The organism is Paenirhodobacter huangdaonensis (assembly GCF_004022465.1).
Lineage (GTDB): Bacteria > Pseudomonadota > Alphaproteobacteria > Rhodobacterales > Rhodobacteraceae > Rhodobacter > Rhodobacter huangdaonensis.
Map to the genome: position 1 here is coordinate 42,007 of NZ_SAVA01000004.1, position 24,325 is coordinate 66,331.

General features: G+C 69.4%; 25 protein-coding genes and 1 tRNA gene. 15 read left to right on the forward strand and 11 right to left on the reverse strand.

Going from position 1 to position 24,325, the window contains the following annotated elements:
* Window positions 1-8: 8 nt before the first annotated feature.
* The 11 genes from EOW66_RS07755 to EOW66_RS07805 all read left to right on the forward strand — a co-directional run bounded on the left by EOW66_RS07755 (window position 9) and on the right by EOW66_RS07805 (window position 8,239).
* The gene (locus EOW66_RS07755) at window positions 9-1,454 is read left to right on the forward strand and encodes a heme biosynthesis protein HemY (protein WP_128155856.1); all 1,446 of its coding nucleotides are present in this window, start codon (window positions 9-11) and stop codon (window positions 1,452-1,454) included.
* Window positions 1,455-1,501: 47 nt separating this feature from the next.
* Window positions 1,502-1,577: transfer RNA gene (locus EOW66_RS07760), tRNA-Thr, on the forward strand.
* Window positions 1,578-1,843: 266 nt separating this feature from the next.
* Window positions 1,844-3,250 (forward strand): F0F1 ATP synthase subunit beta, encoded by a 1,407-nt coding sequence (gene atpD / locus EOW66_RS07765; protein WP_164881065.1) that lies wholly within the window; start codon window positions 1,844-1,846, stop codon window positions 3,248-3,250.
* Window positions 3,247-3,693: a F0F1 ATP synthase subunit epsilon gene (locus EOW66_RS07770; RefSeq protein ID WP_128155858.1), complete on the forward strand. Its 447-nt coding sequence runs from the start codon at window positions 3,247-3,249 to the stop codon at window positions 3,691-3,693. Before atpD ends, EOW66_RS07770 begins: the two co-directional genes overlap by 4 nt.
* A complete protein-coding gene (locus EOW66_RS07775) occupies window positions 3,690-3,971 on the forward strand; it encodes an AtpZ/AtpI family protein (RefSeq protein ID WP_128155859.1) in 282 nt (93 codons plus the stop codon). Before EOW66_RS07770 ends, EOW66_RS07775 begins: the two co-directional genes overlap by 4 nt.
* The gene (locus EOW66_RS07780; protein WP_128155860.1) at window positions 3,968-4,240 is read left to right on the forward strand and encodes an N-ATPase subunit AtpR; all 273 of its coding nucleotides are present in this window, start codon (window positions 3,968-3,970) and stop codon (window positions 4,238-4,240) included. The genes EOW66_RS07775 and EOW66_RS07780 overlap by 4 nt, the downstream gene beginning before the upstream one ends.
* Window positions 4,237-4,938: a F0F1 ATP synthase subunit A gene (locus tag EOW66_RS07785; protein WP_128155861.1), complete on the forward strand. Its 702-nt coding sequence runs from the start codon at window positions 4,237-4,239 to the stop codon at window positions 4,936-4,938. The genes EOW66_RS07780 and EOW66_RS07785 overlap by 4 nt, the downstream gene beginning before the upstream one ends.
* The gene (locus EOW66_RS07790; protein ID WP_113898359.1) at window positions 4,935-5,180 is read left to right on the forward strand and encodes a F0F1 ATP synthase subunit C; all 246 of its coding nucleotides are present in this window, start codon (window positions 4,935-4,937) and stop codon (window positions 5,178-5,180) included. The genes EOW66_RS07785 and EOW66_RS07790 overlap by 4 nt, the downstream gene beginning before the upstream one ends.
* 1 nt (window position 5,181) lies before the next feature.
* On the forward strand, window positions 5,182-5,907 hold the full coding sequence (locus EOW66_RS07795; RefSeq protein ID WP_128155862.1) for a F0F1 ATP synthase subunit B family protein: 726 nt from the start codon (window positions 5,182-5,184) through the stop codon (window positions 5,905-5,907).
* Window positions 5,904-7,409, forward strand: coding sequence for a F0F1 ATP synthase subunit alpha (locus EOW66_RS07800; protein ID WP_128155863.1), 1,506 nt, complete (start codon window positions 5,904-5,906; stop codon window positions 7,407-7,409). The genes EOW66_RS07795 and EOW66_RS07800 overlap by 4 nt, the downstream gene beginning before the upstream one ends.
* Window positions 7,406-8,239, forward strand: coding sequence for a F0F1 ATP synthase subunit gamma (locus EOW66_RS07805; protein WP_128155864.1), 834 nt, complete (start codon window positions 7,406-7,408; stop codon window positions 8,237-8,239). Before EOW66_RS07800 ends, EOW66_RS07805 begins: the two co-directional genes overlap by 4 nt.
* A gap of 32 nt (window positions 8,240-8,271) precedes the next feature.
* Here the strand turns inward: EOW66_RS07805 and EOW66_RS07810 are convergent, their stop codons facing one another.
* Complete coding sequence (locus EOW66_RS07810) at window positions 8,272-8,445, reverse strand: DUF1328 domain-containing protein (protein WP_128155865.1); 174 nt, start codon at window positions 8,443-8,445, stop codon at window positions 8,272-8,274.
* Between the two features lie 160 nt (window positions 8,446-8,605).
* On the opposite strand from EOW66_RS07810, the gene EOW66_RS07815 reads away from it, so the two are divergent.
* The gene (locus EOW66_RS07815; RefSeq protein ID WP_239017534.1) at window positions 8,606-8,812 is read left to right on the forward strand and encodes a PLD nuclease N-terminal domain-containing protein; all 207 of its coding nucleotides are present in this window, start codon (window positions 8,606-8,608) and stop codon (window positions 8,810-8,812) included.
* Between the two features lie 74 nt (window positions 8,813-8,886).
* On the opposite strand, the gene EOW66_RS07820 is transcribed toward EOW66_RS07815, so the two are convergent.
* The 4 genes from EOW66_RS07820 to EOW66_RS07835 form a co-directional block, all read right to left on the reverse strand.
* Window positions 8,887-10,101, reverse strand: a complete 1,215-nt coding sequence (locus EOW66_RS07820; RefSeq protein ID WP_128155867.1) for a hypothetical protein — start codon at window positions 10,099-10,101, stop codon at window positions 8,887-8,889.
* A gap of 71 nt (window positions 10,102-10,172) precedes the next feature.
* Complete coding sequence (locus EOW66_RS07825) at window positions 10,173-11,948, reverse strand: sensor histidine kinase (protein WP_128155868.1); 1,776 nt, start codon at window positions 11,946-11,948, stop codon at window positions 10,173-10,175.
* Window positions 11,945-12,520, reverse strand: coding sequence for an RNA polymerase sigma factor (locus tag EOW66_RS07830; RefSeq protein ID WP_128155869.1), 576 nt, complete (start codon window positions 12,518-12,520; stop codon window positions 11,945-11,947). The genes EOW66_RS07825 and EOW66_RS07830 overlap by 4 nt, the downstream gene beginning before the upstream one ends.
* Window positions 12,517-12,663 (reverse strand): NepR family anti-sigma factor, encoded by a 147-nt coding sequence (locus EOW66_RS07835; RefSeq protein ID WP_113898661.1) that lies wholly within the window; start codon window positions 12,661-12,663, stop codon window positions 12,517-12,519. The genes EOW66_RS07830 and EOW66_RS07835 overlap by 4 nt, the downstream gene beginning before the upstream one ends.
* Before the next feature lie 98 nt (window positions 12,664-12,761).
* On the opposite strand from EOW66_RS07835, the gene EOW66_RS07840 reads away from it, so the two are divergent.
* Window positions 12,762-13,559, forward strand: a complete 798-nt coding sequence (locus tag EOW66_RS07840; RefSeq protein ID WP_128155870.1) for a response regulator — start codon at window positions 12,762-12,764, stop codon at window positions 13,557-13,559.
* Between the two features lie 85 nt (window positions 13,560-13,644).
* On the opposite strand, the gene EOW66_RS07845 is transcribed toward EOW66_RS07840, so the two are convergent.
* Entirely contained in the window at window positions 13,645-14,484 is an 840-nt protein-coding gene (locus tag EOW66_RS07845) for a universal stress protein (protein WP_128155871.1), read from the reverse strand.
* Between the two features lie 146 nt (window positions 14,485-14,630).
* Here EOW66_RS07845 and EOW66_RS07850 point away from each other — a divergent pair, with 146 nt between their 5' ends.
* Window positions 14,631-15,473 carry a YihY/virulence factor BrkB family protein gene (locus EOW66_RS07850; protein ID WP_164881066.1) on the forward strand — a complete coding sequence of 281 codons (843 nt, stop codon included), beginning with the start codon at window positions 14,631-14,633 and terminating at the stop codon, window positions 15,471-15,473.
* Here EOW66_RS07850 and EOW66_RS07855 read toward each other — a convergent pair.
* On the reverse strand, window positions 15,458-16,666 hold the full coding sequence (locus tag EOW66_RS07855) for an acyl-CoA dehydrogenase (protein ID WP_128155873.1): 1,209 nt from the start codon (window positions 16,664-16,666) through the stop codon (window positions 15,458-15,460). The two genes, EOW66_RS07850 and EOW66_RS07855, sit on opposite strands and share 16 nt — an antisense overlap.
* 91 nt (window positions 16,667-16,757) lie before the next feature.
* Here EOW66_RS07855 and EOW66_RS07860 point away from each other — a divergent pair, with 91 nt between their 5' ends.
* On the forward strand, window positions 16,758-17,648 hold the full coding sequence (locus EOW66_RS07860) for a LysR family transcriptional regulator (protein WP_113898372.1): 891 nt from the start codon (window positions 16,758-16,760) through the stop codon (window positions 17,646-17,648).
* Here EOW66_RS07860 and EOW66_RS07865 read toward each other — a convergent pair.
* The 4 genes from EOW66_RS07865 to secB all read right to left on the reverse strand — a co-directional run bounded on the left by EOW66_RS07865 (window position 17,642) and on the right by secB (window position 24,304).
* A complete protein-coding gene (locus EOW66_RS07865) occupies window positions 17,642-21,247 on the reverse strand; it encodes a translocation/assembly module TamB domain-containing protein (protein ID WP_128155874.1) in 3,606 nt (1,201 codons plus the stop codon). The two genes, EOW66_RS07860 and EOW66_RS07865, sit on opposite strands and share 7 nt — an antisense overlap.
* A complete protein-coding gene (locus EOW66_RS07870; protein ID WP_239017535.1) occupies window positions 21,247-23,043 on the reverse strand; it encodes an autotransporter assembly complex protein TamA in 1,797 nt (598 codons plus the stop codon). Before EOW66_RS07870 ends, EOW66_RS07865 begins: the two co-directional genes overlap by 1 nt.
* Window positions 23,044-23,159: 116 nt before the next feature.
* Window positions 23,160-23,690, reverse strand: a complete 531-nt coding sequence (gene idi / locus EOW66_RS07875) for an isopentenyl-diphosphate Delta-isomerase (protein WP_128155876.1) — start codon at window positions 23,688-23,690, stop codon at window positions 23,160-23,162.
* A gap of 110 nt (window positions 23,691-23,800) precedes the next feature.
* Complete coding sequence (gene secB, locus EOW66_RS07880) at window positions 23,801-24,304, reverse strand: protein-export chaperone SecB (RefSeq protein WP_128149652.1); 504 nt, start codon at window positions 24,302-24,304, stop codon at window positions 23,801-23,803.
* Window positions 24,305-24,325 lie beyond the last annotated feature (21 nt).

Sequence of the window (24,325 nt, forward strand, 5' to 3'; positions counted from 1 at the left end):
AGGGGGCGATGATCAGATCCTTTGTGAAAGTCGCACTCTTCCTTGTGGTGGTGGCGGCGGTGGCTCTTGGCGCCGCGCATCTGTCCGACAGCGGCGAGGGCGTGCGGGTGATCCTGATGGGCACCGAATACAGCCTCGGCCCGCTGCAGGCGGCGATCGGCCTTGTCGTGGGGCTGGCGGTGCTGTGGCTGGTGCTGAAGGTGGTCGGGCTGCTGATTGCCTTCCTGCGCTTCCTGAACGGCGACGAGACCGCGATCAGCCGCTATTTCGACCGCAACCGCGAGCGCAAGGGCTACCGCGCGCTGGCCGAGGGGATGCTGGCCGTCGCCTCGGGCGAGGGGCGGCTGGCGCTTGCCAAGGCGACGAAGGCACAACGCCTGCTGCAGCGGCCCGAACTCACCAACCTGCTCGCCGCGCAGGCGGCCGAGGTCGCGGGCGACCGGGTGAAGGCGACGCGCGCCTACAAGAAGCTGCTCGAGGACGAGCGTACCCGGTTCGTCGGCATCCGCGGGCTGATGCGGCAGAAGCTGGCCGAGGGCGACACCGGGACGGCGCTGAAGCTGGCGCAGAAGGCCTATGCGCTGAAGCCCGCCCATGAGGAGGTGCAGGACACGCTGCTGAAGCTGCAGGCGGAGAAGGGCGACTGGAAGGGCGCGCGCGAGGTGCTGAGCGCGAAGCGCGCGCAGGGCCAGCTGCCGAAGGATGTGCACCGCCGTCGCGACGCGGTGATGGCGCTGCAGGAGGCGAAGGGCGTGCTGGAAGACGGCGCGACCGTCGAGGCGCGCGAGGCGGCGATTGCGGCGAACAAAGAATCGCCCGATCTGATCCCGGCCGCGGTGATGGCCGCGCGCGCCTATATCGAAAGCGGCAGCCCGAAGAATGCGGCGCGCGTGCTGCAAAAGGCCTGGGAGGCGCAGCCGCACCCGGACCTTGCCGCCGCCTATGCCGAGATCGCCCCCGACGAGACGCCGGCCGACCGGCTGCGCCGCTTCGAGAAGTTGCTCTCGCTGCGCCCCGATCACGAGGAAACGCGGCTTCTGCGCGCCGAACTTCTGATCGCGGCCGAGGATTTCCCGGCGGCGCGGCGCGCGCTCGGCGATCTGGTCACGACCCATCCGACGGCGCGCGTGCTGACCATCATGGCGGCGATCGAGCGGGGCGAGGGGGCCGAGGATGCCGTCGTGCGCGGCTGGCTGACGCGGGCGCTGACCGCGCCGCGCGGGCCGCAATGGTGCTGCGACAAGTGCCAGAACATCCAGGCGGAATGGACGCCGATCTGCGACAATTGCGGCGGTTTCGACACGCTGAGCTGGCGCGAGCCGGCGCAGGCCGAGATGCCGTTGCCGCATGGGGCCGAGATGCTGCCGGTGATCGTCGGCAAACCGCAGGCGAGACCGGGCGATAGTCCCGAGGCCGATCCGGCGCAGGCTTCTGGCGCGAAAGACGAAAATTAGGGCTACACATCGGCGCGCGGGCATGCTAGGTGCGCGCCACCCACCGTGCCGGTGTAGCTCAGCTGGTAGAGCACGTCATTCGTAATGATGGGGTCGGGGGTTCGAGTCCCTTCACCGGCACCACCATCCTTCCCGGGATGGTGGTTTTTTCTTTCCCGATCCCTGTCGACGATCTGCCGCCCTTGCGCCAGAAGCTGTGCCCTTGCCCGGGGCGCGGGATGCGATGTCCCCGGCATCGTGATGTGCATCCGCGGATTTTCATCGTAAGATCAAGCGAATCACATTTTCCCGCGGTCGGTTGCGGTCGGGCGCGGGGTCGACAAAAGGGAACCGACGATGGCGGGCATTTCCCCTTTCTTGCGAGATCTCCGGCCGGCGCGGGGCACGCGATGAGCCATGCGGTGGTCACGGCGGTGCGCGGCCCGGTGCTCGACCTGCGGGTCGAGGGCGAGCTGCCCGCAATCAACGATATCCTCGAGATCCCCGGTCCGGCCGGCACGGTGGTGGCCGAGGTGCAGGCCCATCTCGACGCCCAGCACGTGCGGGCGATCGCGCTGCAATCGACGCAGGGCGTGGCGCGGGGGGGCACGGCGCGGATCCCGGGCGGGCCGCTCTCGGTGCCGGTGGGCGAGGCGGTGCTCGGCCGGCTGCTGAACGTGCTCGGCGCCACCGGCGACAACGGCCCGGCGCTGCCCGCGGACGCGCCGCGCGCGCCCATTCACCGCGCCGCGCCCTCGCTGGCCTCGCAGACGGCGCAGACGAAGGTATTTTCCACCGGCATCAAGGTGCTTGACCTGCTGGCGCCGCTTGCCCAGGGCGGCAAGTCGGCGATGTTCGGCGGCGCGGGGGTGGGCAAGACCGTGCTGGTGATGGAGCTGATCCGCGCCATGGTCTCGGGCTATGACGGGATCTCGGTCTTCGCCGGCGTCGGCGAGCGGTCGCGCGAGGGGCACGAGATGCTGAACGAGATGCGCGATTCCGGCGTGCTCGATCAGACCGTGCTGGTCTATGGCCAGATGAACGAGCCGCCGGGCGCGCGCTGGCGGGTGCCGCTGACGGCGCTCAGCATCGCCGAGCATTTCCGTGACGTCGAGGCGAAGAACGTCCTGCTGTTGATGGACAATGTCTTCCGCTTCGTTCAGGCGGGCTCGGAAGTGTCGGGGCTTCTGGGCCGGATGCCGTCGCGCGTGGGCTATCAGCCGACGCTCGAGACCGAGGTGGCCGAGCTGCAGGAGCGCATCGCCTCGGTCGGCCAGGCCTCGGTCACCGCGATCGAGGCGGTCTATGTGCCTGCCGACGATTTCACCGACCCCGCCGTCGCCGCGATCTCGGCCCATGTCGACAGCACCGTGGTGCTGTCGCGGCAGCTCGCCTCAGAAGGCATCTACCCCGCGATCGACCCGATCCTGACCACCTCGGTGCTGCTCGACCCGGGGGTGGTCGGGGTGGAGCATGCCACCGTCGCCGGCCGGCTGCGCGAGGTGATCGAGCATTATCAGGAGCTGCGCGACGTCATCGCGCTTCTGGGCGTCGAGGAGCTGGGCCGCGAGGAACGCCTGCTCGTCGGTCGGGCACGGCGGCTGCAGCGCTTCCTGACCCAGCCGTTCTTCGTCGCCTCCGCCTATACCGGGATGGAGGGGCGCTCGGTGCCGATCGCCGAGACGGTGAAGGGCTGCAAGGCGATCCTCGACGGCGACTGCGACGACTGGGACGAGGGCTCGCTTTACATGATCGGCACGCTCGACGAGGCCCGCACGCGCGAGGAGGCGCGCCGCGCCAAGGGGAAGGCGGCATGAGCGCGCTCCACCTCACCGTGACCACGCCGCTGGCGGTGGTGCTGGACGAAGGGGATGTCGCCTCGATCCGGGCCGAGGACGAGAGCGGCGGCTTCGGCCTGATGCCCGGGCACGCCGATCTGCTCACCGTGCTGCGCCCCTCGGTGTTGCACTGGCGGCGGGCGGATGGCGGCTGGCATCACGTCGCGCTGCGCGGCGGGGTGATGCGGGTTGCGGGCGATGCCGTGCGGGTGGCCTGCCGCGAGGCGGTGGCGGGCGACGATCTCGACCGGCTCGAGGCGCTGGTGGTCGAACAGGCCGCTGCGCAGGAAGATGCCGCCCGGCGCGCGCGCGGCGAGCAGCTGCGCCTGCACACCGCGGCGATCCGCAACCTGATGCGCCGGCTCGGCCCCGGTGGCGGGCCCGAGCCCGAGTTCGACGAGATCGGGGAGGCGTTCCGATGACGGAGGATGCCGCCGATCCGAAACTGCGCCATGCCGTCAAGGAGGCGCGCAGCCGGGTCGAGGCCGGCCAGAAGGATCCGGAACCGCCGCTGGCCCGCCGTTTCGGCCAGATCGGCGTGCTGGGCTGGGTGATCGTCGGGCCGACGCTGGCGGGGCTGGCGCTCGGCCATTGGGTCGACGGGGCGCTGAACTCCGGCATCACGGTGAGCGCGGCGCTCACCATGCTGGGCGCGGGGCTTGGTCTTTATCTCGCCTTCAGATGGATGCATCAGCAATGAGCCAGAGCACGCAGATCCTTCTCTCTCTCGCGGCGCTCGGGCTTGGCACCGGCGCGGGCTGGCTGCATTTCCGCACGCTGCGCGCGGTGTCGGACCGGCTCTTGGCGGGTGACCTGACCGCCGTTGCGCTGCAGGTCGGCCGGTTTGCGGTGCTCGGCCTCTTCCTCTTCCTGTGCGCGAGGGCGGGCGCCGCGCCGCTCGTCACCGGGGCGGTGGGGGTGCTGATCGGGCGCCGCGTCGCGCTGAAGCGGATGGAGGCCGCGGCATGATCCAGTCACCGCTTTCCGGCGATATCCTGTTCTCGATCGGCCCGCTCGGTGTCGACAAGGCGGTGGTCACCACCTGGGTGCTGATCGGCGCGCTCGGCTTCGGCTCCTGGGCGATGACGCGGCGGCTGACGCTGCGGCCGGGCAAGGTGCAGGCGGTGGTCGAGCTGGTCGTCGCCACCATCGACGCGCAGATCCGCGCCACCATCGCCGGCGATCCCGCCCGTTTCCGGCCACTGATTGGCACGCTTCTGCTCTACATCCTGACCGCGAACTGGTCCTCGCTGATCCCCGGGGTCGAGCCGCCGACGGCGCGGCTGGAAACCGACGCGGCGCTGGCCCTGATCGTCTTCGTCGCCACCATCGGCTATGGCATCCGCGCGCAGGGCTTGGGCGGCTATCTTGCCAGTTTCGCGCGGCCGAGCTGGGTGATGATTCCGCTCAATCTGGTCGAGCAGGTGACCCGCAACTTCTCGCTGATGGTGCGCCTGTTCGGCAATGTGATGAGCGGGGTCTTCGTCATCGGCATCGTGCTGACGCTTGCCGGCCTGCTGGTGCCGATCCCGCTGATGGCGCTCGATCTGCTAACCGGCGCCGTGCAGGCCTATATCTTCGCCATCCTCGCCCTCGTCTTCATCGGCTCCGCCGTCGAGGGCGAAGGCGAGAAGAAACCGCCCTCGAAACAGGAGAAAGACGCATGAACTGGGTCGAAATCGTCAGCATTCTCGGCGCCGCGCTTGCGGTGTCCTTCGGCGCGATCGGGCCGGCGCTGGGCGAGGGGCGCGCCGTCGCCGCCGCGATGGAGGCGATCGCGCGCCAGCCCGAGGCGGCGGGCACGATCTCGCGCACGCTTTTCGTCGGCCTCGCGATGATCGAGACGATGGCGATCTATTGCCTCGTCATCGCGCTGCTTCTGCTCTTCGCCAACCCCTTCGTTCACTGACATGAGCTTCGACTGGGTCACATTCGGCTTCCAGCTGGTGAACGTGCTCGTGCTGCTGGCGATCTTGCAGCACTTCCTGTTCCGTCCGGTGGCCGACATCATCGCCAAGCGCCAGGCGGAAACACAGGAGGCGCTGCGCCGCGCCGAGGCGGCCGAGCTGGATGCGGAGGCGGCCGAACGCGCCGCCGAGGCGGCCAAGCACCAGACCGAGGCGGCGCGTCACGACGTGCTGACCGCGGCGCAGGACGAGGCCGAGGCACAGCGCAAGGCGATCCTCGATGCGGCGCGGACCGAGGCGGCGTCGCTTGCGCAAAAGGCGGCAGAGCAGGCACAGGCGGTGGTCACCGGCGCGGCGGCGGAAACCCTCGCCCGGGCGCGGGATCTGGCCGAGGTGATCGCGCGGCGCGCAGTTTCGGCGCAGCCGGTGCCGCCCGATGGCGCGGGCTATGCGGCGCGGCTGGCACAGGCGCTGGCCGCCTTGCCCGATGATCAATGTGCGGCGATCCTTGCCGGCGCGAACCTGCGGCTGGCCGCTCCGGCGCCGTTGAGTGCTGCCGAGCAGACGGCAGTGCGCGCTGCACTTGGCCTTGAAAAGGCCGGTTTCGAGCTGGATCAGAGCCTGATTGCGGGGCTCGAGCTGCGCTCGGACACCGGTCTCGTGCACAATTCGCTCGCGCATGACCTCGATCAGATCGCGCGGGCCCTGACGGCGGAGGCGGCGGCATGAGCGACGCTCCCCTCGACGGGCTGAAGGCAAGGGTGGCGGCGGCCGAGCTTGGCCCCGAGGCGGAGGAGATCGGCACCGTCACCCATATCGCCGACGGGCTGGCCGATATCGCGGGCCTGCCCGACGCGCAATTCGGCGAGATCCTGGTCTTCGACTCCGGCGCGCGCGGCTTCGTGCAGATGCTCGACACCGATCGGGTCAAGGCCGCCTTCCTCGACCCGATGACCGGGGTCGAGGCGGGCTCGGTGGTGCGCCGCACGGGCCAGCTTCTGTCGGTGCCGGTGGGCAAGGGCCTTCTGGGCCGCGTCGTCGATCCGCTCGGCCGGCCGCTCGACGGGCTCGGCCCGATCGTGGCCGAAGCGATGATGGAGACCGAGCGTCCCGCCCCCGAGATCATCGAGCGCGATTTCGTCGCCGAGCCGGTCGAGACCGGCATCCTCGTCGTCGATGCGCTGTTCGCCGTCGGCCGCGGCCAGCGCGAGCTTATCATCGGCGAGCGGCAGACCGGCAAGACCTCGATCGCCGTCGATGCCATCGTGAACCAGAAGCGTTCCGACATCATCTCGGTCTATGTCGCGATCGGACAGCGCACCACCGCGGTGCGCCGGGTGATCGAGGCGGTGCGCGCGAAGGGCGCCTTCGAGCGCACGATCTTCGTGGTCGCCCCGGCCACGGCCGAGCCCGGGCTGCGCTGGCTTGCGCCCTTTGCCGCGACGACGATGGCGGAATGGGTGCGCGACCGGGGCGGGCATGCGCTGATCGTCTATGACGACCTGACGAAACATGCCGCGGTGCACCGCGAGCTTGCGCTGCTGTCGCGCCAGCCGCCGGGGCGCGAGGCCTATCCGGGCGACATCTTCTATCTGCATTCGCGGCTTCTTGAACGGTCGGCGAAGCTGTCGAAGGCGAAGGGATCGGGCTCGCTCACCGCGCTGCCGATCGCCGAGATCGAGGCGGGGAACCTCTCGGCCTATATCCCGACCAACCTGATCTCGATCGCCGACGGGCAGATCGTCACCTCGGCGGCGCTGTTTGCCGGCAACCAGCGCCCGGCGGTCGATATCGGGCTGTCGGTCAGCCGGGTCGGCAGCAAGGCGCAATGGGGCGCGCTGAAGGCCGTTTCGGGCCGGGTCCGGCTCGATTACGCGCAATATCTCGAGATGAAGATGTTCTCGCGTTTCGGCGGTTTCGGCGATGCGGCGATGAAGGCGCGGCTGGCGCGGGGCGAGCGCATCAGCGCGCTGCTGACCCAGCCGCGATTCGAGCCGCTGTCGACGCCGGCGCAGGTGGCGTTGCTTGCGGCGCTGGACGCCGGGGGCCTCGACCCGGTCGAACCGGGGCAGATCGCCGCGGTGAAACAGGCGCTCGAGCCGCTGCTTGCGGCGGAACCGAAACTTGCCGCCTTCCGCGCGGCCCCGGCGGCGCTCAGCGACGATCTGCGCGCGGTCCTGGTCGCCTGCGTGAAATCGGCGGTCGGGCGGATCACCGGGGGGGCGACATGAGCCGGCCCGAAGAGATCCGCGACCGGCTGGTGAATGTGCACCAGATCGGTTCGATCGTATCGACCTTGCGGGCGACGGCCTCGGCACATCAGACCGAGGCGAAGGCGCATCTGCAGGCGATCCGCGCGCAGGAGGCCGCCGTGGCCGAGGCGCTGTCGGTCGCGCTGGCGCTTGGTGGAACGGCGGCGCCCGCGGCGCCGGGCACCGGGATCACCCTTGTCATCGGCGCGGCGCAGGGGTTTTCCGGCAGCTATGGCGAGCGCATGGCCGAGGCCGCCCATGCCGCGGCCCAGGCGGGCGACCGGCTGATGGTGGTGGGCAGCCGCACCCTCGGGGCGCTGGCCGACATCGGCCTTGTTCCCGACTGGAGCGCCGAGATGGCGCCGCATGCCCCCGAGGTGCCGCCACTGGCGATCCGCATGGCCGACGCGCTGTTCGAGCGGCTGGCGGCGGCGCCCGAGGCCGAGGTGCGGATGATCCATGCCGACCCGGACGACATCGCCGCCGGGCCGCAGCACCGCAGCCTCTTTCCCCTCGACACCGCCCGCTTTCCGCCCGATGCACGGCCCACGCCGATGCTGAACCTGCCGGCACAGGGTCTGATTGCGGCGCTGATCGAGGAATATGTCTTCACCGAGATCTGCGAGGGGCTGATGCTTGGTTTCGCCGCCGAGAACGCCGCCCGGGCCGAGGCGATGGGGCGCGCGCAGACCGCGGTGAAGCGCATCGCTGGCGACTTGCGGCAGGAATTCCAGCGCTCCCGCCAGGAGCAGATGACGACCGAGATTGTCGAACTTGCCACCGCGGCCGAGGCCGTGACGGAGAGCTGACGCGACGGGCCCCCGCGGCGGGTCTCGTCGGCTCAGACCGGCGGCTGGCCACGCAGCGCCCGCACCAGCATCGCGACGACGAACAGGATCAGGAAGATCACGAACAGGATCTGCGCGATCCCGGCGGCGGTGCCGGCGATGCCGCCGAAGCCAAGCGCCGCGGCAATCAGCGCGATGATCAGAAAGGTCAGTGCCCAGCCAAGCATGGGGGTCTCCTTGTCAGTGGGATCGGGGTGGCGGCGCCTGCCGCTGATCGGGAAAACGCCCGGGGCCGGGTCGGGTTCCGGGCGAAATTTTCCGCGCCCCCGGGAACTCCGGCGGCGGGACGCGCGTTCCCGCCACGGATTGCGAGCGAGGAAAAATGCGATGGCCGCGGCGAACATGATGCATCTGAACGGATTTTGGGGGCTGGTGATCCTGGCGCTCGACCTCTGGGCGCTGGTCTCCGTCGTCAGCTCCGACCGCAGCACCGGATCCAAGGTCCTCTGGGCGCTGCTGGTGATCCTGCTGCCGGTTCTCGGTTTCCTCGTCTGGCTGGTGGCCGGGCCGCGCGCCGCCGCGCGCCACGGCTGACCCGGCCGGGGCTCTGCCCCCCCGCAAACCGGCCCCGCCGTTTCCGATGCGGGCCCTTTGCCCGTGCCGTGCATTCAGCCGCGGAGGCGGGGGCCTGGCAGCAGGCTGCGCGGCCCGCTTGCGCCGCTGCGGGCGTTTTCCTGCGCCAGGTCGCGCCAGGCGGAAACTGCCCGAACAGGGTCGAAAAAGTTCTCGCCCGCGGCTTCGGGCAGCCAGTGCCGCATCAGCGCGGCGCGCAGCCCGGCGATGTCGTCGCTGCGGCGCAGATAGAGCCCGGCATGGGTGTCGGCGCGCAAGGCGCGGCGGCCAAGATCGGCCGAGCCGGCGACGGCCGCCTCCGCGTCGAAGAGCGTGACATTGGCGCAGCCACCGGGGGCAAGGCCGATGAACAGCCGCGCCCCGAAGGCCCGGGTCAGGAGCGCGAGCGCCTGGCGCTGGCGCAGCCGGTCGAACCAGGTGCGGCCCGGGGGGGCGGTCGCGGGCAGGATCAGGATCAGGCCGAGCTGCGGTGCGGCCGCGGCGCGTTGCGCGAAATGGCGGGCAAGGCCGAGGCAGTCGAAGCTCTGCGTCTCGACATAGACGAGGCGCTGCGCGCGGCGCAGCAGCATGGAATGCGCGGTCTCGACCTCGTTGGCGAGCCGGTGCGGTGTGATCCGCCCGGCAAGGCCCGGGCGCGGGCAGCACAGCGTGCGCAGCAGCCGTTGCGCCGGGGGCACGGGGCGCACGCCCGCGGTGAAGGCGGCGAAGCCGTCGAGATGGCGGCGCGCCTCGGTCACCACCGGGCCCTCGGCGCTCAGGAACAGGCTGCGCCCTGTCCGCGCCCCGGTCGGGGCGGCCGACAGGAACAGTTGCCGGTCGTCGACCAGCGCCAGGGCCTGGCGGTGGCCGCGCGGGAAGAGGCCGAAGGGCCAGCCGCCGCCTTCGGCGCGCGCGGCGGGGTGGGACAGGCGCGTCACCGTCAGCCGGCCGGCCAGACCGCCCGCCTCGGCCGCCTGCGCGATCGCGGCAAGGGCGGTTGCGGCCTCGGCCCCCGCGGTCGCATCGAGTGCGATCGAGACCGAGACCCCGCGGCGCAGCAGGTGGCGCAGCAGATCCGCCCAGCTCGCGCCAAACAGGCGTGCCCGGGCCGAGAGCAGCGGGCACGCCGGATCAATGCTCGCGAAGCTGGCGGCAAGGCTGTGGCGGGCATCAAGCACCGCGGCCTCGAAGGCGAGGCGCGCCCTGGTGCCGTCCGTCTCCCAGCCGATCCGCCCACGGGCGTTGATACCTGCCTGTCTGAGCCGTTCCATGCTTCTTCCCGATCCGCAGCCGCGGAGTCCTGCGTGATGAACCGGGATCCCGCCGCCCGGTTCCCGGAAAATCAGCCTCGCGCCCGCTCCTCGTGGCGCAGCTCGGCCTCGTCGAGCGGGCGCAGGTCGAACTGCACGGTGAGCGCATAGCTGCCGGGCAACGCGTCGACCTGCATCTGCCCGCCGAGCTGCTGCACAAAGGCGCCGACGAGCTGCGAGCCGAGCCCCGTGCCCTCGGCCGCTTCCGGCGGGATCGGCTCGGCGGCGGCGGTGGCCACGGTGTTGCGCACGACCAGCTCGGCACGCCCGGGGGCCGGTGTTTGCAGCGTCACGCTGAGCTTCGGCATGCCGGTGTCGGCCGAGGCGTATTTCATCGCGTTCGTCATCGCCTCGGTCACCAGCAGTGACAGCGGCACCGCCTGATCGGGGGTCAGGCGGATCGGCGCGATTCTGGTCGTCACCTCGATGCGCCGGCCCGGGCCGGTGGCGAGGCGGGTGATCTGGCGCACGATGTCGGGGATCAGTTCGTTCGCGCTGATGTCCGACAGGCCCGAGGTCTGGTAAAGACCACGGTGGATGGTGGCGAGGCTGATCACCCGCTCCTGCAGCGAGCGCATCAGCCCCTTCGCCTCGGGGGAATGCGCCTTGCGCATCTGCATGTTGATGATCGAGGCGATGAGCTGCAGGTTGTTCTTCACCCGGTGATGCACCTCGCGCAGCAGCACCTCCTTGTGATGGATCATGTCCTCGAGCTCGGCCTCGTCATGCAGGATCGTCTCGGTCATCTTCTCGTAGGTCTCGGCGAGATTGCGGATCTCCTGCGGCGCGCCCTCGACCTCGAGATTGCCGACGATGCGGCTGCCCGAGGCAAAGCTTGCGAGCGCCCGCGACAGTCTCTGCACATGCCCGATCACCAGTTTCTGCATCGCGAAATAGGCGACGAAGAGCGAAGCCGCCCACATCAGCGCCGGAAACAGCACCGGCGGGAAGCGGGTGACGGAGCCGAAGGCCGCATCGGCGGGCCAGGAGCCGAGCGCATAGAGCAGGTCGGGCACCAGCTCGACCACGGAATAGACCCGCGCATTGCCGCGCCGCGATTCGGCGGTGAAGGTGGTGGCGCGGTTGCGGGCGAGCTGCTGCAGCGAATGGCCGACGGGCAGGCGGCTCGGCGCCTCCTCGATCCCGGCCGAGGAGGTCAGGATGTTGCCGGCGCTGTCGAAGGTCATGATCACCAGCGGCCGTTCGCTTGCAGGGGCCTGGGCGTCCTCGGCCGAGGCGAGCTCGGTATGCGGCAGCGACAGCGAGATCACGCCGAGCCGGTTGCCGGCGCTGTCGGTGACCGGCTGGGCGATGCGCAGGATCGACGCCTTCGAGATCGGCCCGTCGGGATAGACCGCGAAGGAGGGCTCCGGCTCGGCGATCATCCGGTCAAACAGCGGGTTGCCGGAAAAGTCGAAGCTCCGGCCGGTGGAGGCGCAGCTCATGTGCCCGTCGAGCGGAATGAAGGCGGCAAGCGAGAGGTGGCCGTCGGCCTTGGCCACCCGGCGCATCAGCGCCGAACAGGCGGCCGGGTCGGCGATCAGCGGCGGCACCAGATCGCTCAGCAACCGTGCCTCGGCCTGTGCCTGCTGGATCAGCCGGGTCTCGCCCGACACCGCGCGCAGCGTCTCGCCCATCAGCGCCGCCTCGGAGCGCGCCCGGGCCTCGCGCATCATCGACAGCGACTGCACGATCGCGATCAGCAGCAGCGGCGACAGCGCGATGGCGAGCAGGAGCGCGAGCCGGACCCCGAGCCGGCCAAAGGCATTGCGGCCCCCGGGGGCGCCGTCACCGTCGCCGTCGCTCATGCGGCCGCAATCCCCGATTGCCCGAGCACGCCGAGCGCCGCCTTGTCGGCCGCGACGAGGATGTCCTCGCCCTTTTCGAGGTGCAGCAGCTCGGCCAGCCGGGCGCGGGCCCGGTTGGCGCGGCTTTTCACCGTGCCGACGGCGACGCCCATCATCTGTGCCGCCTCCTCATAGGCAAAGCCCGAGGCGCCGACGAGCACCAGCACCTCGCGGTGTTCGGGCGAGAGCTGGTCGAAGGCGCGCAGGAAGTCGTTCATCGCGAGGCGGCCGTCATGCGCGGGTTTCTCGCACAGGCGGGCCGCATGCAGGCCATCGGGGTCGGGCAGCTCGCGCCGGCGCTTGCGCAGGTCGGAATAGAAGGTGTTGCGCAGGATGGTGAAGAGCCAGGCGCGCAGATTGCTGCCGGGCTGGAACTTGTCGATATTGCTCCAGGCCTTGACGATCGTATCCTGGACAAGGTCGTCGGCACTGGCGGAATTGCGGGTCAGCGACATCGCGAAGGCGCGCAGCGCCGGCAGGTGCCCGGGCAGCTCGTCGCGCGGATCTCCCGGCGGGGTGGAGGGTGCCGTCATGTGCCGCCCGCCTTTTCCCTGAGTTGTGCCAGCAGGATCTTGAACCGGTCGGGCACCTCTTCCTTCAGCGCGTCCTCGTAGACCCGCTTCAGGTTTTCGTTGATCTGATCCCGGATGCTGGCCTTCGACGTGTCGTCAGCCATGTCTTTGTACATTTTCTTCGGATCCCCGTAGCGTCTCATGGAACCGAACCCGGTGCCAGACGTTCGGTTCCCGAAAAAACGGAAAGAGGGAGCTTTTCATGCCCACCGATCTTGCGGGGACCATCGGCGCGAACCTGCCCTACCTGCGCCGCTATGCGCGGGCCCTCACCGGCAGCCAGGATACGGGCGACCGCTTCGCCGCCGCAACGCTCGAGGCGATTCTCGCCGATCCGGCGCCCCTCGACGGCGTGGGCGATCCGAAGCTGGCGCTGTTTCACGCCTTTCACCTCGTCTGGGCCTCGGCCGGGGCGCCACTGGGCGAGCCCGACAGCCGGCTGTCGGCGCGGGCGCAAGATCACATGGCGAGGCTGACACCCAACACCCGCGAGGCGCTGCTGCTGAACGCGATCGAGGGGTTTCGCGCCGAGGAGATCGGCACGATCCTGCAACTCGGCGCCGAGGAGGCGGTCGGGCTGATCGACATCGCGCTGCGCGAGATGGAGGCCTCGGTCGCGGGCAAGGTGATGGTCATCGAGGATGAGGCGATCATCGCGATGGACATCCAGGGCATCGTCGAGGAGATGGGCCACCGGGTGACCGGCAGCGCCGCCACCCGGCGCAGCGCGGTGGCGCTCGCCGCGCGCGAAAGGCCCGACCTGATCCTTGCCGATATCCAGCTTGCCGACAATTCCTCGGGGATCGACGCGGTGAACGATATCCTTGAGCAGTTCGAGGACCTGCCGGTCGTCTTCATCACCGCCTTCCCCGAACGGCTGCTGACCGGCGCGCGCCCCGAACCCGCTTTCCTGATTACCAAGCCCTATACCGAGGCTCAGCTGCGCTCGGCGGTCAGTCAGGCGATGTTCTTCGCCTCGACCGAGACCCTGTCCGCCTGAGGCACGCAGACCCCGCGCCCCGGCATCTGCCGGGCCCCGGTCTTGCGGATTTGTGCCGCATCAGGGTCTGATGACGGATGCCGGCTCAGCGCACCAGCAGCACCGGCACCTTGCACGAGCGGATCATCGCCGTGGTGGTCGAGCCGATGATCAGCGAGCGGATGCGGGAATGGCCATAGGCGCCCATCACCAGCATGTCGAAGCCGGCACTGTCGACCAGATTGCCAAGCGCCACGTCGGGCACGCCGCCCACGGTCAGCGTCTCGGTCGCGATGCCGCCGGCGCGCAGCAATGCCGCCGCATCGGTCAGCCGGCGCTCGGTCTCGGCGGTCTTCACGCCGACGGCGACGACGGTGATCTGAAGATCCGGGAACAGCGGCGAGCGGGCGATATAGTCGATCGCCTTCAGCGACGAGGCGCCGCCGTCATGCGCGACCAGCACCTTCTTGATCGGCCGGAAGGCGCGCGAGGCGACCAGCACCGGATGCGTCGCCGAGCGCACGATCCGCTCGAGATTCGAGCCGAGATGCTCGATGGCGAAATCGGCGGCCTCGCCGCGTTTGCCGATCAGCACCATCTCGGCGCCCATCTCGTGGCGGGCGAGCGTGTCGAGCAGATCGCCGTGCACAAGCTCGCTGGAAACCGCCTGCAGGCCGCTCTTGGTCAGCATGTGGCGCGCATCCTCGAGGATGGCGATGCCGCGATGGGTGACGAGGCGGGCGCGCTGTTCATCGACCGCGGCCAGCTCGGCCTGCAGCGCCGAGCGCGTGCCCAGCCCCTCGGACGGGGTGGGCGTGCCGCGCCGGCCGAGAACGTGCAAAAGCTCGACCGAGGCGTCCATGCGCTTGGCCACCCAGGCGGTGTGGTCGCACACGCTGGCCGAATAGATCGAGCCGTCGACGAAGGCGATGATCCGTTTGCTCATGACAACCTCGAAGCGCCGGAGGAACCTTTCGATATCGCTAGCCTTTTCGCAGGCGGACGGAAAGGGCCTTGCAGTCGCAGTTGCGTGTGCCGGCATGGTTGCGCCGGTCGCCGCCTTGGGGGAAGGTGGCGAAAAGGGGTTTTCGCTTGCGCGGCATCTGGACATTTCTTCTGGCGCTGGTCGGACGGCTGGCCGACACCAAGATCACGCTGATCGCAGCGGGCGTTGCCTTCTACGCGATGTTGGCGGTCTTCCCCGGGCTCTCGGCGACGATCGCGGTGTGGAGCGCCTTTGCCGATCCGATGGTGATCGAATCCTACCTGCAGGTGGCCGATGATTTCATCCCGCCCGAGGCCTACGAGATCCTGAACACGCAGATTCTGGCGCTGCTGAGCGGGCCGCACGACAGCATCGGGCTGTCGACGCTGGTCTCGGTCGCGGTGGCGCTGTGGTCGGCACGGGCTGGCGTCGGCGCGCTGATCGAAGGGCTGAACGTGATCCACGGCACGCATTCGCGCACCACGCTGCTCAGCTATCTCTTCGGCTATGTGATGACGCTGGCGCTGGTCGGGGTGATGCTCGCCGCGCTCGCGACGATTGTCGTGGTGCCGATCGCGGTGAACTTCCTGCCGTTTCACGCGCTGACCGGCTGGCTGCTGTCAGGCCTGCCCTGGGGCGGGATGCTGCTTTTGATGCTGACCGCGCTCGGCATCCTCTACCGCTACGGGCCGAACACCCGCGGCGGGCGCGACCCGATCCTGACCTTCGGCGCGATCCTCGCCGCGCTGGTCTGGGCGGGGGCCTCGCTGGCGCTGACCTACTACCTTGCGAACTTCGGCAGCTACAACAAGATCTACGGCTCCATCGGCGCGGTGATCGCGCTGATGATGTGGCTCTATCTCAGCGTGTTCTCGGTTCTGCTGGGGGCGGCCCTGAACGCGGAACTGGCCGCGTGCAGGGCGCGCCGCGCCACTCAGAAGAACGCCTGAAGCCCGGTGATCGCGCGGCCGAGGATCAGCGCGTGCACGTCATGCGTGCCCTCATAGGTGTTCACCGTCTCAAGGTTCACCATGTGCCGGATCACCTGGAACTCGCCCGAGATGCCATTGCCGCCGTGCATGTCACGCGCCATCCGCGCCGCGTCGAGCGCCTTGCCGCAGTTGTTGCGCTTGATGATCGAGATCATCTCGGGCGCGGCATTCGCCTCGTCCATCAGCCGGCCGACGCGCAGGCAGCCCTGCAGGCCGAGGCTGATCTCGGTCAGCATGTTGGCCAGCTTGAGCTGATACAGCTGGGTCTGCGCCAGCGGCTTGTTGAACTGCTTGCGGTCGAGCCCGTATTGGCGCGCGGCATGCAGGCAGAACTCGGCCGCGCCCATCACGCCCCAGGCGATGCCATAGCGGGCGCGGTTGAGACAGCCGAACGGGCCCTTCAGCCCCTCGACGCCGGGCAGCAGCGCGTCTTCGCCGACCTCGACATTGTCCATCACGATCTCGCCGGTGATCGAGGCGCGCAGGCTGAGCTTCTTGCCGATCTTCGGCGCGCTCAGGCCCTTCATCCCCTTCTCAAGGACGAAGCCACGGATCTTGCCGCCATGCGCCTCGGACTTCGCCCAGACGACGAAGACATCGGCGATCGGGCTGTTCGAGATCCACATCTTCGAGCCGTTCAGCACGTAGCCGCCGGCGGTCTTCTTCGCCACGGTCTTCATCGAGGACGGGTCCGAGCCCGCATCCGGCTCGGTCAGGCCGAAGCAGCCGATATATTCGCCCGAGGCGAGCTTCGGCAGGTATTTCATCCGCTGCTCTTCCGAGCCGTAGGCATAGATCGGATACATCACCAGCGAGCTCTGCACCGACATCATCGAGCGATAGCCCGAATCGACCCGCTCGATCTCGCGCGCCACAAGGCCATAGGCCACGTAGGAGGCACCGATGCCGCCGTATTCCTCGGGGATGGTCACGCCCAGAAGGCCCATCTCGCCCATTTCACGGAAGATCGCCGGATCGGTCGTCTCGTGCTCGAAGGCCTCGATCGCGCGCGGCTGCAGTTTTTCCTGCGCATAGGCGCGGGCGGCGTCGCGCAGCATCCGTTCCTCTTCGGTCAGCTGCAGGTCCAGGCGGAACGGGTCCTCCCAGTTGAAACTGGCGAGGTCAGGGGCGTCTTTCGGCTTCAGGGCCATCGGGGTCCTCCATGTGTTTTATGCTTTATGGGCCTGTTTCCTGCGTGTTTCTACCGCTATTCTGGCGGCAGATCATGCACGGAGCACATACATGAGCCTGCCGCGCCGCTATATCCCCTCGGTCTCGCTGCTGTCGGCCTTCGAGGCGGTGTGCCGGCTTGGCTCTACCGCTGCCGCGGCGCGCGAGCTGAACCTGACCCAAGGCGCGGTCAGCCGGCTGGTGCAGAACCTCGAGGGGCAGCTCGGCGTCACGCTGTTTCGCCGCGAGGGGCGGCGGTTGCAGCCGACGGAGCCCGCGCTCGCCTATGCGCGCGACGTGCGCAAGGCGCTCGAACTGATCGCGCGGGCCTCGCTCGGGCTGCGGGCGAACCCGGGGGGCGGGGTGCTGAACCTCGCCATCCTGCCCACCTTCGGCACGCGCTGGCTGGCGCCGCGGCTTGGCGCCTTTCTGGCCGCCAACCCCGGGATCACGCTCAATCTGGGCACCCGGATGCGGCCCTTCGACTTTGCCTCGGAAACCTTCGATGCGGCCATTCATTTCGGCGTGCGGCCCTGGCCCGGGGCCGAGCATCTGGCGCTCTTCGAGGAGCGGATCGTCGCCGCCTGCTCGCCCGAATTTGCCCGCCAGCACCCGATGACGGTGCCGGCGGATCTGGAAAAACAGTCTCTGTTGCAGCTGGAATCGCGGCCGAATGCCTGGAACGCCTGGTTCGCGCATCACGGGCTCGAGGCGCCGCACACGCAGGGCATCATGTTCGACCAGTTCGCGCCAATGACCCAGGCGGCGGTGCATGGCGTCGGCATCGCGCTTTTGCCCGAGTTTCTCGCCCGCACCGAGATCGACGAGGGGCGGCTGGTGCGCACCCCCGGCGACGTGGTTGCGGGGGTGGGCACCTATTCGCTGGTCTGGCCGGCCGATGTCGCCCCCTCGCCGCCGCTGATCGCCTTTCGCGACTGGATCGCCTCGGTCGCGGCTCAGTAGTCCTTTTCGAAGTAAAGGCCGAGCGTGCTGTCGCCGGTCGAATCGACGCTGCCGCGCGCCGTCAGATGCGAGCTCAGATCGAGGTTCAGGTTGATCGCGGTCGAGCCCGAGCTTTCCACCTCGACGTCGGTATAGATGTTCTCGGACAGGTACTTGCCGGCGCGCAGCGTGGCATTGCCCGAGGCATCCGTGCCGATGTCGAGGTCATCAAGGCCGAAGCCCTGGCGCAGCTTCGCCACGATCCCCTCGCCGCCCTTGCCCGCGAGCGAGGCGACGGCCGAGGCGAGCTGCGCCGCCTGCAGCGGTGACAGGTTGGTCAGGCCGCGGTTGAACAGCAGCCGGGCCAGCACCTCTTCCTCGGGCAGATCGGGCGAGGAGGAAATCTTCAGCTCGGGCGCCGAGGCATCGCCCTCGAGCGTCAGGGTGATGGTGTAATCGTCCTGTTCGGTCACCGCGCTGAACAGGATCCAGGGCACCAGGGCGCCCTGCATCGCCACCTGTCCCTCGCTGAGCGTGAAGCGCTTCGCCAGCACGTCGAGCCGGCCGCGGATCAGGCTGAACTGGCCGATCGGCACGATGTTCGCGGTGGTGCCGGTCAGCCGCAGCGCGCCGCCCAGCTCGGCGTCAAGGCCGCGGCCACGCACGAAGATCTGCTTCGGCGCCGAGATCGTGACGTCGAGCGCATAGGGTCTGCTGCTGCCCGAACTGCCCGCGCTGTCCTGTTGCAACAGGCCGGCGCGCGCCCGGGTGGCGCGGGTGGCGGCGGTTTCGTGCAGATGGGTGATGTCGGGGATCGCGGCGGCGCCGCCAAGCCCGGTCGAAGGCACGCGCAGCTCGGTCTCGGCCAGCGTCAGCGCGCCCGAGATCTTCGCGCCGCCGGTCATCGGCCCGGCAATGCGCAACGCCCCCGAAACGCGGGTGTCATACAGCTCGGGGTCGCGCAGGTGGGCGCCGTTCAGCGTCAGCGCAAGGTCGGCCGCATAGGGCGCCGACAGTGTCACCGGCCCCTTCAGCGCGACCGTGCCGCCGCCCTTCAGCGCGCCGTCGAGCGCGAGCGCCACCCGCCCGCCCGACAGATCCGCGCGCAGCCCGATGTTTTGCAGCACCAGACCGAAGGTCGGCGCGGTCAGCCGCAGGTCGGTGCCGGTGATCCGGCCCGACAGCGCCTGCAACCCGGGCGCGCCCTTCATCTGCAGATCGAAGCGCAGCGGCCCCTGCACCGAGCGCGGCGAGAGGAAGGTGTTCGCCAGCGCGGTCTCGGTGGTGCCGGCGATCTTCAGATCGGTGCTGGCGAAATCGGCCGCGACCGAGCCGCTGACTGCGGCCTGGGTGCCGCCCGGTCCGGTGCCCTTGAGGTCGATGCCATAGCCCTTGCCGGTGTCGGTGACGGTGCCCGCAAGCGTGACCGGCCCGGCAAAGCCCGGCGCCAGCAGTGCCGCATTCGCCAGCCGTGCCGAGAGCGCGATGCGCTGTGCCGCGCCCTCGGGCGTGCCGGTCGCCTTCGCGCTCAGCTGCGGCGTGGCGAGGTCGAGGCTTTTCAGCAGCGTCCGCCCGTCCTTCTGGTCGATCAGCAGGGTGATCCGGCTCTCGCCCGCCAGGATCCGGTCGATCTCGGCGCGGCCGGAGGCGAGGTTCTTCGCCACCGCCTCGGCGCTGATCTCGCGCGCGCCCTCGACGTCCGAGACCCGTGCCGTGGCGTTCAGCGCCCCGCGATAGCCGCGGCCGAGCACCGCGAGGTCGGGCAGGGTGATCTTCGCGGTCAGGTCGTTCTTGCCGGTCGAGAGCATCCCCGAGGCGGTGGCATCAAGGCTGCCCGCGCTGGCGTGGAAGCTGCGCAGCAAAAGCCCGGCCTCGTCGCGTTTCGCCGAGGCCTCGATCACCGAGGTGCCGGCAAGCAGCGCGTCCGCCTCGGCGACGCCGGTCTTGATGTCCTGCCCGGTCAGGGTCGTCTCGATGTCGAAGGCGCCGGTGAGCAGGGTCATGCTGCCCTTGACCTTGCCCTCGGCCGCGCCCGACAGCGGCTGGCCGGCAAGCGCGGCAAAGTTCGACAGCGCCGCGGCGCGGGCATCGAGATCGGCGGTCACGTCCACGCCGCCCGAGAGGTTGTCGAGGGTGAGAAGGCCCGAAAGCGACAGGTCGCGGCCGATCAGCTTCAGCGCCGGCAGGCGCAGCGGCTTGCCCTTTTGCCAGAAGAACACGGTGCGGCCGGTGACGAAGGGGCCGACCGCCGAGGAGAGCGCCGGGTCCGCCATCTCGATGCCGTTCGCGGTGAAGGTCAGCGTGCCGCCCGCGGTCGGGGTGCCGCTCGCCGTGCCGATCCGGCCCGACCCGGCCAGACGCAGGCTTTGCACCTTGGCGGTGGGCTCGGCGAGCGCCTCGAGCCGGGCGTCGAGCTTCCAGCCATCCGAGGTGGCGCTGTCATAGGCGAGCGAGACGGTGCCCTTTTGCAGCATCGTCTGTCCGCCCGAGACCGGCAGAAGCACCGGCGCGCCCGAGGCAAGGCCGAGCTTTGCCGTCAGGTCGAAGCGCGCGGGCAGGCCCGAGGGCAGCAGGTCGAGCTGCCCCGACAGGCTGAGTGCCTCGCTGTCGACGCTGAGGCTGGTCAGGCTGAGCGCGCCGCTGGGCGCCCGCTCGCCCGCGACCGAGATCGCGCTCTGGGTGCCGAAGAAGTCGTGGTATTCGGGCGGCAGCAGCGGCGTGATGTCGCCGCCCAGAAGCGCGCGGAAACCCTGCACCGGGGCACTGCCCGCGGGCGCGCCCTTCGGCACCGATGCGGTCAGCGTCACCTTGCCGGTCAGCCGCGGCGCGCCCTCGGTGCTGAGCACGGTGTCGGCGCTGAACGCATCGAGCGTGCCCGAGCCGGCGACGGCCAGCGTCAGTGCCGGGGTGCCGGGCAGGCCCGCCAGTTTCGAGACGATCCCGTCCTTGCCCTCGTCGACAAGCAGGTCGATCGAAAGCGCGCGGCTGGCATTCGCAAAGCTGCCGTTGAACGAGACCTTGCCCTTCGGCCCGCCGCTGCGGGTGATGTCGAGTTTCGCGCTGCCCTCGCCGCCCGCAAGCGACATCGCGCCGTTCACCGCAAGCGTGACCTCCTCGCCCAGAACCGGCGCGCCGAGCACCACCTTTTGCGCCTTCAGCGCGCCGATCTCGACCGAGACCGGCAGTTCCGGCAGCGAGAAGGGCTTGGCCTCGGGGCTGGGCGCGCTGCTTGCGGCCGCGACCGGCAGGCGGGGCAGGTCGATCTCGTCGGCCGACAGCTCGCCGATCTTGATCCGCCCGGTCAGGATCGCGGTGCGGTCCCAGGCGAGCGCGCCGTTGCGGATGGTCAGCCAGACCCCCTCGTCATCGGCGATGGTCAGCGTGTCGAAGGTGGCACGCGAGGACAGCGCGCCCTTGAACCCCTCGAGCCGGATGGTGCGACCGGCGCCCGAGAGATTGTCCTCGATCAGCCCGGTCAGATAGGAGCGGTCGCGCTCGGTCTGCTCGGCGGTGGGCTCGGCCGTGGCCTGCACCGTGGCCGGCGCGTCGGGAAGCGTCGCGTCCTGCGCGGTGGCGGCGAGCGGGGTGAGAAGCAGGAGGAGAAGAGCCAGAATGCGCATCAGAAGGCCTGCCCGATTCCGAGGTAGATCTGTGCCCCGTCGCCGGTGCTGCCGCTGACCGGCGCCGCGATGTCGAGCCGGATCGGCCCGATCGGGGTGTTGTAGCGCAGCCCGAGGCCCGCGCCCGACTGCCATTCGCCGCCGCTGAAATAGTCGTCGGCGCTGATGAAGCCCGCGTCATAGAAGGCGACGAGGCCGATCGTATCGGTGATGCCGGCGCGCAGCTCGCCCGAGACGCCGAGGAAGCGGGTGCCGCCGGTGCGCAGCGTGCCGCCCTCGAGCTCGTCGACGCCGAGCGATTCATAGGGCTGGCCGCGCACCGTGCCGCCGCCGCCCGAATAGAAGAGATAGTCGCGCGGCGTCGCGGCCAGGCTTGGCCCGAAGACGCCGCCGATCTGCGCGCGCCCGGCCAGCACAAAGCGGTTGTCGGTGCCAAAGCCCTTGTAGGCGCGGAAATCGCCCTTCAGCTGCGCCCCCGATCCGGTGTCGCCAAGCCCGACGAAGGGGGTCAGCGCCACCATGCCGTAATAGCCCCTGGTGGCATTCGCGGCGACATCGCGGTTGTCCCAGGTGAGGGTGTTCGGGAAGGCGACCTGGCGGAAGATCGTCCGGCCGGAATCGTCGTTCACTTCCGACCACTGGTATTCGACCGCGCTTTCGCCGGTCAGCCGGTCGTTGAAGATATGCGACAGGCCGAAGCCGAGGGTAAAGGCGCGCTCGTCGTAATCCTCTTCGTAGGTCTTGGTGATTTCCGAGACGACGAAGGCCGAGGTGTCGGGGGTGAAGGTGGCGGGCCGGTCGAGCCGGGCGCCAAGGGTGTAATCGGTGCCGCCGGTCGCACCGCCGACGCCCGCGATCTCGGCGTCGATGCGCAGCTTCTCGCCGCCGCCGAAAAGGTTGCGGTGCAGCCAGTAGCCGTTCAGCGTGAGCCCGTCCGAGCTGGCAATCTCGGCGCCGAAGCCCATCCGGCGCAGCTTTTCCTCGACCACGGCAAGCTCGACGTCGAGGCTGTTGTCGGGGCCGAGCTTGTCGGCCTCGGTCAGGGTGACCGAGCTGAAGATGCCGGTGCGACGCAGCCGGGTGCGGACCTTGTCCATCTTCTCGGGCGCGTATCTCTCGCCGGTGGGGAAGCCGGCGATCTCGACCAGACGCTTGCTGCGCAGCCGCTTGTTGCCCGAGGTGTGCAGGTCGCCGAAATGCACCACCGGGCCGGGGGCGAGGGTGACATCGGCGGCCAGCGTGTTGGCCCGGTGATCGGCGATGATCTTCTGCCCGGCGACCGCGGCCTTGGCGTGGCCGGCCTCGCGCCAGCCGGCGACGCCTGCGGTTGCCGCCTCGACGATCAGGCCCGATCGGGCGGTGGCGCCGATCCGGTAGTCCTTCGGCAGCTGGGTGCCGGGGGCGACCGGCGCGATCGCCGCCTCAGCGAAGACGAAGCGCGGGCCGGGCTCGATCGTCAGCTCGATCTGGCCGATCCGGGCCGGCGCGTCCATCGGCGCGATCGCCGCCGCCTCGTGCCCATCGATGCGGATCGAGATCGTGCCGGAGTAATAGCCATGATCGTAGAGCACCCCCAGAAGACGGGCGTAATCGGCCCGTGCCGAGGCAAAAAGATCTTGTGCGTTCGGGGACTTGGCCGCCCCCGCCTCGCGCGAGAGAGAGGCGTTCTGCAATGTCGTGCGCAGCGCCTCGTCGGCACCCGGTGTGATGAAACTGACCAGATCCGCGGCATGGGCAGGCCCGGCCAGAACCGAGGCCGCGAGAATGGCGGAAAACACGAATTGCGGACGACGCACAGAAACACTCCCATCACAGTGTTTCCAAGATGCAGGATTGGCCGCCGAATGCCCAGAGCCGGCACCGCGATCGCATGGGTTTTTCCGGCCCTCGGCGGAAAATTGACCGCGGGCGCTCAGCCGCGGGTCAGCGCGCCGAAGATCCGGTCCATATGCTCGGCGAGGTAGATCGCCAGCCATTTCGAGAACCGCTCGGGGTGGCGGCGGACCTCGGCGGCAAGGTCATAAAGCCCGATCCAGCGCACCTCGGCCACCTCCTCGGGGGTCGGGGTGACGGTCATGCCGGGGCGGGCATAGGCTAGGTAGATGTCCACCACCTCGTGCTCGATCAGCCCGTTGCCGACCTCGGCGCGGTATTCGAGCCGGTCGGCATGGGCGGGATAAAGCCCGGTGATGCCCAGCTCCTCGTTCAGCCGGCGCAGGGCGCAGTGCTCGGGCCGCTCGTTCCACTGCGGATGGGTGCAGCAGGTGTTCGCCCACAGCCCGGGCGAGTGATATTTCGTCTCGGCGCGGCGCTGGATCAGCACCTTGTCGCCGTCGAGCACGAAGACAGACACCGCCGGATGGCGCAGCCCGCGACGGTGCACCTCCATCTTGTCCATGGGGATCAGCCGGTCGCCGACCCAGGCGGGGATCTCGTCGCTCATCGCACTCCTGCGGGAAATGGAAACGCCGCCGCAGAATGCCCGCGGCGGCGCCTGATGTCATCGGGTCACGGTGCCGCTGAGGCAGCGTGCCGCGGCCCGGATGGATGGGGTCAGGATACGTGGGCGGGCGCTTCGGCCGCCTGCGCCTCGGCCCGGCGGGCGAGCTCGGCGCGGTAGAGCGCGACGAAGTCGATCGGCTCGAGGTTGAAGGGCGGGAAGCCGCCGTCGCGGGTCACGTCCGAGACGATCCGCCGCACATAGGGGAACAGCTGACGCGGGCATTCGATCAGCAGGAAGGGGTGCATCTGCTCTTCCGGCACGCCTTCGATGTGGAAGATGCCGCCGTAATCTACCTCGAGCAGGTAAAGCGGCGTGTTGTTCGCCTTGTTGGTGGCGGTGATCTTCAGCTTCACCATCACCTCGAACTGATGCTCGACCGAGCGCTTGCGGGCGTCGAGGCTGACCTGCACCTGCATCTCGGGCTGCACGTCGTTGCTTTGCAGCCCCTTGAGCGCCACCGCGTTCTCGAAGGACATGTCGCGCACGAACTGCGCGAGGATGCTCATTTTCATCTGCGGCGCTTCGGGCGCGGCGCCGTTCGTCTGCTGGGTCATAGGTCCCTCCACACTCTGTCT

Bases quoted from the DNA above. Each gene is read 5' to 3' on its own strand.
- EOW66_RS07800 (WP_128155863.1), top strand. From the start codon at position 5,904: ATGAGCGACGCTCCCCTCGACGGGCTGAAGGCAAGGGTGGCGGCGGCC.
- EOW66_RS07855 (WP_128155873.1), bottom strand. From the start codon at position 16,666: ATGGCCCTGAAGCCGAAAGACGCCCCTGACCTCGCCAGTTTCAACTGG.
- secB (WP_128149652.1), bottom strand. From the start codon at position 24,304: ATGACCCAGCAGACGAACGGCGCCGCGCCCGAAGCGCCGCAGATGAAA.
- EOW66_RS07770 (WP_128155858.1), top strand. From the start codon at position 3,247: ATGAGCGCGCTCCACCTCACCGTGACCACGCCGCTGGCGGTGGTGCTG.
- EOW66_RS07810 (WP_128155865.1), bottom strand. From the start codon at position 8,445: ATGCTTGGCTGGGCACTGACCTTTCTGATCATCGCGCTGATTGCCGCG.
- EOW66_RS07815 (WP_239017534.1), top strand. From the start codon at position 8,606: ATGGCCGCGGCGAACATGATGCATCTGAACGGATTTTGGGGGCTGGTG.
- EOW66_RS07860 (WP_113898372.1), top strand. From the start codon at position 16,758: ATGAGCCTGCCGCGCCGCTATATCCCCTCGGTCTCGCTGCTGTCGGCC.
- idi (WP_128155876.1), bottom strand. From the start codon at position 23,690: ATGAGCGACGAGATCCCCGCCTGGGTCGGCGACCGGCTGATCCCCATG.
- EOW66_RS07825 (WP_128155868.1), bottom strand. From the start codon at position 11,948: ATGAGCGACGGCGACGGTGACGGCGCCCCCGGGGGCCGCAATGCCTTT.
- EOW66_RS07820 (WP_128155867.1), bottom strand. From the start codon at position 10,101: ATGGAACGGCTCAGACAGGCAGGTATCAACGCCCGTGGGCGGATCGGC.
- EOW66_RS07790 (WP_113898359.1), top strand. From the start codon at position 4,935: ATGAACTGGGTCGAAATCGTCAGCATTCTCGGCGCCGCGCTTGCGGTG.
- EOW66_RS07840 (WP_128155870.1), top strand. From the start codon at position 12,762: ATGCCCACCGATCTTGCGGGGACCATCGGCGCGAACCTGCCCTACCTG.
- atpD (WP_164881065.1), top strand. From the start codon at position 1,844: ATGAGCCATGCGGTGGTCACGGCGGTGCGCGGCCCGGTGCTCGACCTG.
- EOW66_RS07830 (WP_128155869.1), bottom strand. From the start codon at position 12,520: ATGACGGCACCCTCCACCCCGCCGGGAGATCCGCGCGACGAGCTGCCC.
- EOW66_RS07755 (WP_128155856.1), top strand. From the start codon at position 9: ATGATCAGATCCTTTGTGAAAGTCGCACTCTTCCTTGTGGTGGTGGCG.
- EOW66_RS07835 (WP_113898661.1), bottom strand. From the start codon at position 12,663: ATGGCTGACGACACGTCGAAGGCCAGCATCCGGGATCAGATCAACGAA.
- EOW66_RS07785 (WP_128155861.1), top strand. From the start codon at position 4,237: ATGATCCAGTCACCGCTTTCCGGCGATATCCTGTTCTCGATCGGCCCG.
- EOW66_RS07780 (WP_128155860.1), top strand. From the start codon at position 3,968: ATGAGCCAGAGCACGCAGATCCTTCTCTCTCTCGCGGCGCTCGGGCTT.
- EOW66_RS07845 (WP_128155871.1), bottom strand. From the start codon at position 14,484: ATGAGCAAACGGATCATCGCCTTCGTCGACGGCTCGATCTATTCGGCC.
- EOW66_RS07775 (WP_128155859.1), top strand. From the start codon at position 3,690: ATGACGGAGGATGCCGCCGATCCGAAACTGCGCCATGCCGTCAAGGAG.
- EOW66_RS07805 (WP_128155864.1), top strand. From the start codon at position 7,406: ATGAGCCGGCCCGAAGAGATCCGCGACCGGCTGGTGAATGTGCACCAG.
- EOW66_RS07795 (WP_128155862.1), top strand. From the start codon at position 5,182: ATGAGCTTCGACTGGGTCACATTCGGCTTCCAGCTGGTGAACGTGCTC.
- EOW66_RS07865 (WP_128155874.1), bottom strand. From the start codon at position 21,247: ATGCGCATTCTGGCTCTTCTCCTCCTGCTTCTCACCCCGCTCGCCGCC.